Below are 10,000 nucleotides of genomic sequence, written 5' to 3'. Positions count from 1 at the left end.
TAGCGCTGAATAACCCAGCCAACAGTGCAGAGACGTGACTTAACTTCATAGTTTTCCTTAGCTTTCGTTGGCTGAATCGCCTTTGACAGACAGTTCTGCCACCCGGCGCTCAAGCTCATCCAGTTTGGCACGGGTTTTCGCCAGCACCTGCGTTTGCACATCAAACTCTTCACGGGAGACAAAATCCAGCTGACTAAGCTTTTGTTGCAGTACCTGCTTTACTTTGTTTTCCACATCATCGGCCATCTCGCGTACTTTAGGTGGAATTACGGCGCCAATTTGCTTCGCAATCTCTTCAATTTTTTTTGGATCTATCATGGTCTGGCTCCTTTGAGATTATTTTATTCTACGAGTCTTTTAGCTCTGGGTGGATCCATTCTGCCGCATATTTAGCAGACTTGCTCGTTTTGTACAGAAATCAACGCGCCTCAGAACGACGAATTTGAGTTAAACTAAGGCCCTTCTGCAAAAGGTGTCTGATGAAACTTAACTCCCAACAAAACGAAGCTGTGCACTATATCAGTGGGCCCTGCCTGGTTCTGGCTGGCGCAGGCAGCGGTAAAACCCGGGTGATCACTAATAAAATCGCCTACCTAATTCAGCAATGTGGTGTACCGGCTAAGCATATTGCGGCTGTGACTTTTACCAATAAAGCAGCCCGCGAGATGAAAGAGCGGATAAAACATCAGCTAGAACGTCCGTTGCTGCGGGGGTTAACTGTCTCCACCTTCCACACCTTAGGCCTGGAAATCCTGAAGAAGGAATATCGAGCCATAGGTTACAAACCGAACTTTACCCTGTTTGATGACCAGGACAGCATGGCGCTACTGAAAGAACTGACAGAAGCTGAGCTGCAGGGAGATAAAGATTTACTCAAAGCACTGCAGAGCAAAATATCCTCGTGGAAGAACGATTTAACTTTACCGGGACAAGCCCTTGCTCGAGCAACAGACGCGCAAAGTATCAGCTTTGCCAACATCTACCAGCAGTACGCTCAGCAACTGAGAGCCTATAATGCCCTGGATTTTGACGATTTAATTATGGTGCCCACTCTGTTGTTTGCCTCCAATGAGCAGGTGAGGCAAAAATGGCAACAAAAAATTCAGTATCTGCTGGTGGACGAATATCAGGATACTAACACCAGTCAGTACGAACTGGTGAAATGGCTGGTCGGAGAACGTCAGCGTTTTACTGTAGTAGGAGACGACGACCAGTCGATCTATTCCTGGCGCGGCGCCAAACCGCAAAACCTAGTGTTATTAGGCAAAGATTTTCCGAATTTAAAAGTCATTAAGCTGGAACAAAACTACCGCTCAGCTGAGCGTATTTTAAAAGCGGCCAATATACTGATTGCCAATAACCCACACGAATACGACAAACGCCTGTTTAGCGAACTGGGTTATGGAGTGCCTTTGCGGGTGCTACCCACCCGCAATGAAGAAGATGAAGCTGAAAAAGTGGTCGCCGAAATCATTTCTCACCGCTTTATTAATCGCACTCAATACAAAGAATATGCATTGTTGTATCGCGGCAACCATCAGGCAAGGGTATTTGAAAAAGCGCTGATGACCAACCGGATACCCTACAAGATTTCAGGCGGCACCTCGTTTTTCTCCAGAGCAGAAATTAAAGACATCATGGCCTACCTGCGCTTATTGGTGAATCAGGATGATGACAATGCTTTCTTACGAATTATCAATACACCCAAACGTGAAATAGGTGCTGCGACATTGGAAAAGATTGGCAGTCTGGCCAATGAAAAGCATATCAGCTTATTTGCCGCCTGCTTTGAGCCTGAACTGACGGAACGTCTGCCGGCCAGAGGCCTGCACTCTGTGCACAACTTTGCCAACTGGATTAACCATTTGGCAGATAACGCTCTGCGTGCGGACCCAAAAGAAGCTGTCAAAGACCTGATCCGGCAAAGCCAATACGAAGCCTGGCTATTTGAGAGTAGCGCCAGTTCAAAAGCTGCAGAAATGGCATTAAAAAATATTAATGAGCTGTATCGTTGGATCAGTGAAATGCTCGACGGTAAAGACGATGAAGAGCCGCTGAGTCTCAGCGAAGTAGTCACTAAACTGACCCTACGCGACATGATGGAACGTCAGGAACAGGAAGACGAAGCCGATCAGGTGCAACTACTAACCTTACACGCTTCCAAAGGTTTGGAATTCCCTTATGTCTTTATGGTGGGTATGGAAGAAGGTTTATTGCCCCACCAAAGCAGCATAGATGAAGACAATGTAGAAGAAGAACGCCGTCTGGCTTACGTCGGTATAACCAGAGCTCAACGTGAACTGATTTTTACTTATGCCCGCGAGCGACGCCAGTATGGTGAAGTCATCAAACCTGAGCCGAGCCGGTTTTTATACGAATTACCTGCAGATGATTTGGAATGGAGTAAAGCGGTGCCCGTCAAAACAGAGCAGCAAAGGCAGGAAACAGGTTTGGCGCATCTTGACAGATTACGCCAGCTGTTGAAAAAGCCCTGACTGAGGTTCGCTCACCTGGCTGCTGTCTGTAAAATAGCAGCAGCCCAATTGAGTCAGATAAGAGCGACTTTCGTCATTTTCGGCTACAGCAGCAACTAAACGATACTTATGGGTTTGAGCCAAACTCAACAGTACTTGTAGCAACTGTTTACGCTGATCGCTGCGCTGCAAACTACGACTAAAGGCGGTATCTAATACAACAAAATCAAAGGGGTATTGCACCACTAAGCCTAAAGCAGCTACCTCAGCAGCAAACTGATCCAGCAACAAACGAATGCCCAGCCGTTTTAACTGGTGCAAGTTTGCCAGCTGAGTCGAGGTTAAACGCAACAAATCTGCTTCATTAAAACCAATACAAAGCTGATGTAAAGGCAATATGGAGTGACGCAATACATTACATAGCTTATCAAACAACAACGTATTGTTCAGGTGGCCACTACCCAGAGTAATACAGAATATTTCTGCACTGGCGTTTTTTTGGCAAATCTGACGAACCAGTTCCAATTCAATGTCGGGCATTAAACCAGCCTGCGTAGCCTGGCGACTGAGTTCAGCTTTGTGTTGCGCATCGCCCTGTAACCAGTTCAGTAAAACCTTATAGCCTAATACTTCTGCCTCAGCCTGTAATAAAGGCCGGAAAGCAGGTGCAAACTGCTGTTGATCCACTGCCTGTTGTAAGGCCTGCTCCTGTCCGAGCTCCTGCAGCATTTGCTGACGCATCGACTCATTAAAAATCACGAATCTGTTGCGACCAAAAGATTTTGCCTGATACATAGCTGCATCTGCGTCGCGCAATAACTCATCGGCGTTTTGATATTCCGGCTGATAACAGGCTATGCCTAAACTGGCTCCTGAACAAACTTGCTGGCCTTCGAGTATCATCGGCTGGCGCAAAGACTCAATTAAACGTTCCGCTACTTCTTCGGCATCAACATCGCTTTGAATTTGCCCTAATAAAATGACAAATTCGTCACCACCTAACCGGGCCACCAAATCATGCTCGCGCACTGTTTGCTGTAAACGCTGACTGACTTCGATTAAAAACAAGTCACCTATATGGTGGCCCAAAGTGTCGTTGATCAGTTTAAAACGGTCTAAATCGATAAACAGCAGGGCAAAACGTGGATTAGCTTCGCGATTACGGTAAGAGAAACGCTGTCGCAGTTGCATTAAAAACATCTGTCGGTTTGCCAAACCTGTTAAGGCGTCATGATTAGCTTCATGGAACAGTTTCTCTTCGGCTTTTTTCCGCTCTTCCACTTGCAGGCGCAGGAACAAGTTAGTCTGACGTAATTCACGGGTGCGTTCGAAGATACGTTTTTCCAACTCTTCATGCTGTTGCTTTTGTTGTTCAGTCGTCAGTTTGCGCGAAATGGCTACAGCGATATGTTGCGAAACAAAACGTAATAAATTCAGCTCTTGTTCGCTGTAACTGTAAGTATTGTCATAGCACTGCAGTGCTATGACACCCAATACCTGTTCACCCACCAGCAATGGCGCCCCTAACCAGCTGGTCGACATCGCATGATGGCCCAGACTAGATTGGACCCTGTCCACTACCCCTGTTTTAATCAAGTCCAGCAACTGAGCCTGACTGACTAATTTAGCTTCGCCGGAACGGATCACATACTCTGTTAAGCCGCTTTGCAAAGCACGCTCTCTGGGGGTTGGAGTGTATTGGTCAAGATAAAATGGGAAATGCAGCCGATCTCCAGCCTCATTTAACAGTGCTATATAACAGTTATCGGCTTTCATCAACTCAGACAAAATCTGATGCACTTCATGATAAAAACTCATCATATCCGTACTTTTTGCCGTCATTTCAGAGATTTTATACAAAGCAGACTGCAACTGCTCGGCATTAGTACGTTCGCGAATTTCTTTTTCCAGCGACTGATTGGTATTTCGTAACTGCTGAGTGCGCTCACGCACTGTTTGTTCTAACAGCTCACGGCTTTTGACTCTGTCTATAGCCGTAACAGTATGGATAGCGATATTGCTGATCAAAGCTAAATCATGTTGGTTGTAATGACATTCAGTGTCATAACTCTGAATTGCCATCACACCAATGATTTTCTCTCCGCGGCATAAAGGGACGCCTAACCAATACTGACAGGCTGTGCCCTGAGCCGTAATATCGCCAGTCTCGACCAGACGCCGGTATTCTTTTTGATCACACAACAGTGCTTGTTTAGTGCGGGCTACGTACCCTGTGAGGCCGGAAGCAAAGGCATTGGAAGGGGCATCTAATAAAACTTGCTGGTCTTTTTCGTCAGCAAAATACTCCAGAGAAAACTGCTGCTCCTGGTCACAAAGCACTACATAAAAATTATCAGCTTTTAGTTGCTGGTTTAATAAACGGTGAATGGCAGGATAAAACTCGCGCATGTCTTTAATGCCAGAAGCTAATTCTGACAGTTTAAGTAAGGCGCCTTGAATGATGTAAGCCTGTTTATAACCTGCTGCCAGCTTGCGCAACCGTCGCAACTGACTAACCACAAGTTGGTGGGCTTTATCCAGAGTCGTTATATCCTTCAACTTTTTCTCTTATTCTTATCTGAGGCAAGGCAACCAAAACTGGCTGATGTTTAAGCACCTCTATTATGCACAAAGCTTAAGCAGATGGAAGGCAAAAAGAGGTGGCTGACTGGATCTTCTTATAAGCAATTGAGCTAAAAAAATAATAATTAGATCTATAAATACTCAGAAATAAAAAAACGCTGCTAAAGCAGCGTTTTTTATCACGAAAAATTTACACACCTTCAGTCATGAACTTGATAGCGGCTTCAATTTCATCATCAGAGCAATCGCCACAGGTACCCCGTGGTGGCATAGAGCGGATCCCCTCGATCGCGTGTTTCTTTAATACATCCAGACCTTGAGCTAAACGAGGTTTCCAGGCTGCGTCACCTTTTTTCGGTGCATCCAAAGCACCAGTACCATGACAAGCAAAACAAGCCCCCTGATACACTTGCTCACCAGTGCGTGGACCTTTAGGACCTGTGTCGGCAGCGGCCTGAGCTCCAGCCAGATAAACCTGACCTACAGGTTCAAGACGTTTTTTAATTGCTTCGTTATCTGCTTCTTGTGCAGCAACGTTGGCTATTGCAGCAGTTGTCATCAGCACTAAGGCGAAAGTGAATTTTTTCATCTGGATATTCCTGTCAATAAGCCATACAAAATTTAAGGCATTATAACGCTGGGATGCCTGATAGTGGAAGCCCCTGTATTTTCTGGCTTTTAACTTAGCCTAAGTTTAGGGGGTTTTGCAGATCAAGTTGCGTTATAACACTTCGGTCTGAACAGCTTTTTTTTCAGTTAAAAATAATTCAAAACAAGACTGTGCAAAGAAAATCTTTGTGGTAGTCTGTTTTCCCACTTTGATTGTCTTACGCTGTCGCCTTTTTGACAGGGAACCAAAGTGAGATAATTTTCCACAGAATGGAATGATAAGAAAAACAATAAGGGAACCTGTAGCACTACCCTTCTTTTTCTTTTAAATTCATAAACTTAGCCATCACTCACCGGGCTCTTCACTGAGATTACCTGGGCGTACGCTATTGTCTATCCACAAAGTTATCCACAGCTTTTTCGTTTAAAAAAGTACCAACAACACAATGCGTAAAGGCTGAGACAGCTGGCTGAAGGAGTCCTGTTGTGGCATTCTTATGCAAAACATTCAGGGATCCTTATCATGGTTGTTATACCGGACAATCCTCTTATTCTTGTCGATGGCTCTTCATATTTATTTCGTGCTTATCATTCACCGCCGCACCTGACGAACTCGAAAGGGGAGGCAACTGGTGCTATTTATGGTGTGGTAAACATGCTGAAAAGTTTGTTACGTCAATACAAGCCTAGTCAGATGGTCGTCGTGTTTGACGCTAAAGGCCCTACCTTTCGTAATGAGATGTACAGCGAATACAAAGCGCACCGCCCACCTATGCCTGATGATTTACGCAGCCAGATAGCCCCCTTACATCAGATTATTGAAGCCATGGGTTTGCCGCTAATTTGCATTAGTGGCGTTGAAGCCGATGATGTGATTGGGACTTTAGCTGTGCAGGCCAGCCAACAAGGCCGTCATGTGTTGATATCCACAGGTGATAAAGATATGGCTCAGTTGGTTGACCAGCATGTCACCTTAATTAACACTATGACAGATACAATTCTGGACCCGGCTGGTGTGGCTGAAAAATTTGGTGTCGGCCCTGAACTCATTATCGACTATTTAGCCTTAATGGGCGATAAAGCAGACAATATTCCAGGTTTGCCAGGCGTGGGCGAGAAAACGGCTTTGGCTTTGCTGCAAGGTATTGGTTCAATCGACAAGCTGTACCAGCAGTTGGATCAGATTGCAGCACTGAATTTTCGTGGTAGCAAAACCATTGCTGCGAAAATGGAAGAATTCAAAGATCAACTGACCCTGTCTTATCAGCTTGCCACCATCAAAACAGATGTCGAATTGTCACTACAACCCGATAGTTTAGACATTAAAACACCGGATCAAGCCAAACTGGCTGAGTTGTTTGCAGCCTGTGAATTCAGACGCTGGTTAAGTGAGGTATTAGCCAACAAAGACACTGCCACAACTGCGGCAGTTGAAGCCGCTAAGCATAATATAGAGCAGCATAGTATTGAACATACCAATACGGGGGCTGCAGCCAGTGGTATAGACACTACAAAGTATCACTGCGTTTTAACTAAAGCTGACTTTCTGTCGTTATTACAACGTCTGCCAGCAGCAGAGTTGGTTGCATTTGATACTGAGACCACCAGTCTGGACTATATGCAGGCTGAGGTAGTTGGTATTTCGCTGGCCCTGGCAGCAGGCGATGCGTATTACATTCCACTGGCTCATGATTATGTCGGTGCCCCTGAACAGTTGAACCGTGATTGGGTACTGGAGCAGTTAAAGGACTGGCTGGAAGATGAGAGCAAAGCCAAAGTAGGTCAGAACCTTAAGTACGATCAAAGTGTGTTGGCCCGACATGGCGTAGCGCTGCGTGGTATTCGCTTTGACACTATGCTTGAATCTTATATTGTCAACAGCGTAGCGTCACGCCACGACATGGATTCTTTAGCACTGAAGTACCTTGGTCATAAAACCATAGGCTTTGAAGACATTGCAGGTAAAGGCGCTAAGCAGCTTACTTTTAACCAGATTGCTTTGGAACAAGCCTCACCTTATGCAGCAGAGGATGCAGACGTCACTCTGAGGTTGCACCAAACCTTATGGCCAATGCTGGAACAGCATGCAGGCTTAAACAGGGTGTTCCGTGAAATCGAAATGCCACTAGTGCCTATTTTGTCCAAAATGGAACGCACAGGGGTAAAAATTGACAGTCATTTATTAGCGCAGCAAAGTTTAGATCTTGCCAAACGTATAGGCGAGATTGAACAAGAAGCCTATCAAATGGCAGGCAAAGAATTTAATTTGTCATCGCCTAAGCAATTGCAGGAAATTTTGTTTGATCAGATGGGTTTGCCCGTCCTGAAAAAAACCCCAACCGGCACTCCGTCCACAGCAGAAGAAGTATTAGCAGAATTGGCGCTGGATTATGAATTCCCAAAACTCATTACTGAGCACAGGGGTTTAAGTAAGCTCAAATCTACCTATACTGACAAACTGCCTCTGTCAGTCAACGCGGCAACAGGCCGGGTACATACATCCTATCATCAGGCTGTTGCAGCTACGGGCCGCTTGAGTTCAACCGAACCTAATCTGCAAAATATTCCAATCCGAAGCGAAGAAGGCCGCCGCATTCGCCAGGCGTTTATTGCAGAATCTGGTAAAACAATACTGGCCATTGACTACTCTCAAATTGAACTGCGCATTATGGCGCATTTATCGCGAGATCCGGCACTACTGAACGCTTTTGCGCAAGGCAAAGATATCCACAGAGCCACAGCAGCTGAAGTCTTTGGTGTTGAACTGGATCAAGTCAGCTCAGAGCAACGTCGTCGTGCTAAAGCGGTTAACTTCGGCCTGATTTATGGCATGTCAGCTTTTGGTCTGGCACGCCAGTTGGGGATCAGCCGTTCTGAAGCACAGCAGTATGTCGATTTATATTTTGAACGTTTCCCCGGGGTGCAGGATTATATGGAGCGCACCCGCACTCAGGCACATGAGCAAGGTTATGTCGAAACTCTTTTTGGTCGTCGCCTGTATCTGCCGGAAATTAATGCCAAAAACATGGCACGTAAAAAAGGAGCTGAACGAGCTGCTATCAATGCTCCTATGCAGGGAACCGCCGCCGACATCATCAAAATGGCCATGATTAAAGTAGCGGCCTGGCAGGAGCAACAAGCTCCGGGTGTTGTCGTTATGATTATGCAGGTACACGATGAACTGGTGTTTGAAGTGAAAACCGAAGAGCTAGAGCGGGTAAGCAGAGAGTTGGTCGACATTATGCAGTCTGCAGTCAAACTGGATGTCCCCTTACTGGCAGAAGCAGGGTCTGGCCCGAATTGGGACCAAGCACATTAAAAAAATAAAAAAAGCTGAACTTAACCAAAAACACTGAGTCTCACTAAGTGTGTAAATGCCCATTCCTGGTAGTTTGATTTTTCGCCCCAACTGGTTTTGGGGCTTTTTTCTGGCCAGAAACAGTGGACCGCTGAATTTTCAGACAAAAAATGCGCAGTTCTCAGTCAAAACATCTTTATGAAATTGGTAATAAAGCTACATTTTTTCATTTTAATGATAGTTTTACTAAATATTTGTAGTTTAATTACAGTCCTTCACTTGCATTTTTAATCAACACTTGTAGAATCAATTTCGTAGGGTACAGAGGTAAGATGTTCTATCTTTCACCACTATAAGGCTTAACCGCCTAATTAGTGCTCAGAAAGAATGGCTTATTTAGCCGCCCCACTGCTTGCAGTGGGGCGTTTTTTTTGTCTGTTGATCAGAAAAACTGAAATAAAACTAGATTTTTTAGAGCAAATACTTCAAACATTCATAATTCCATGTATAATGGCGTTGTCTTGTTAATCCAAGACACCCTGTTGATTTGAAATTATTGAATAGCTTCTCCCCGTTTGCTATGACCGGCCTCCTCAAAAAGGGCCGGTTTTCTTTTTTCAGCGCATAAAAAATGCCAGCCCCTCAACATCTTCGCAACGCATTGCTTTTCAAAATTTTTAGCAAAAAAAAGCAGAGACTCATGCTCTGCTTTGTCGAAGTTAAACTTTGCTAAAACTTATTCTTGTACCGGACTAAACCATTGATCCAGTTTTTGTTCTAACTCAGGCAGACCTAATTTAGTCAAAGAGCTGAACACTTGTACTGTCACGTCGCCCATAAAAGCCATAGAAGCTTCTGTAACTTCCAGCAGGACTTTTTTACGTGGTCCTGGGCTTAGCTTGTCAGCTTTAGTGAGTAGCAATAAAACCTGCAAATCACTTTGTACAGCCCAATGAATTAAATCCTGATCCAAATCTTTCAACGGATGGCGAATATCCATTAGAATCACAATGCCTTTTAAGCTTTGGCGTTTGAT

At 45.0% G+C, this 10,000-nt stretch carries 5 protein-coding genes and 1 pseudogene; 2 read left to right on the top strand and 4 right to left on the bottom strand.

The annotated features are described in order from the left end of the window. Positions 1-57 precede the first annotated feature (57 nt). Positions 58-318 carry an accessory factor UbiK family protein gene (locus LDL40_RS10555; RefSeq protein WP_300995308.1) on the bottom strand — a complete coding sequence of 87 codons (261 nt, stop codon included), beginning with the start codon at positions 316-318 and terminating at the stop codon, positions 58-60. 161 nt (positions 319-479) lie between these two features. Here LDL40_RS10555 and rep point away from each other — a divergent pair, with 161 nt between their 5' ends. Continuing rightward, complete coding sequence (gene rep, locus LDL40_RS10550) at positions 480-2,495, top strand: DNA helicase Rep (protein WP_300995307.1); 2,016 nt, start codon at positions 480-482, stop codon at positions 2,493-2,495. Here rep and LDL40_RS10545 read toward each other — a convergent pair. Both LDL40_RS10545 and LDL40_RS10540 read right to left on the bottom strand, forming a co-directional pair. Further along, on the bottom strand, positions 2,469-5,033 hold the full coding sequence (locus tag LDL40_RS10545; RefSeq protein WP_300995306.1) for a diguanylate cyclase: 2,565 nt from the start codon (positions 5,031-5,033) through the stop codon (positions 2,469-2,471). The two genes, rep and LDL40_RS10545, sit on opposite strands and share 27 nt — an antisense overlap. A gap of 214 nt (positions 5,034-5,247) precedes the next feature. Beyond that, the gene (locus LDL40_RS10540) at positions 5,248-5,646 is read right to left on the bottom strand and encodes a cytochrome c5 family protein (RefSeq protein WP_300995305.1); all 399 of its coding nucleotides are present in this window, start codon (positions 5,644-5,646) and stop codon (positions 5,248-5,250) included. A 543-nt stretch (positions 5,647-6,189) separates the two neighbouring features. Between LDL40_RS10540 and polA the strand changes: the two genes are divergently transcribed. After that, the gene (polA, locus tag LDL40_RS10535) at positions 6,190-8,985 is read left to right on the top strand and encodes a DNA polymerase I (protein ID WP_300995304.1); all 2,796 of its coding nucleotides are present in this window, start codon (positions 6,190-6,192) and stop codon (positions 8,983-8,985) included. Positions 8,986-9,700: 715 nt separating this feature from the next. Here the strand turns inward: polA and LDL40_RS10530 are convergent. After that, positions 9,701-10,000: pseudogene (locus LDL40_RS10530) on the bottom strand (YihA family ribosome biogenesis GTP-binding protein); the annotation flags it as partial.

This window comes from Rheinheimera sp. (assembly GCF_020217005.1).
In the GTDB taxonomy this organism is placed as follows: domain Bacteria; phylum Pseudomonadota; class Gammaproteobacteria; order Enterobacterales; family Alteromonadaceae; genus Pararheinheimera.
Note: the sequence above shows the minus strand (reverse complement) of the source record. Positions and strands in the feature narration are given on the sequence as shown.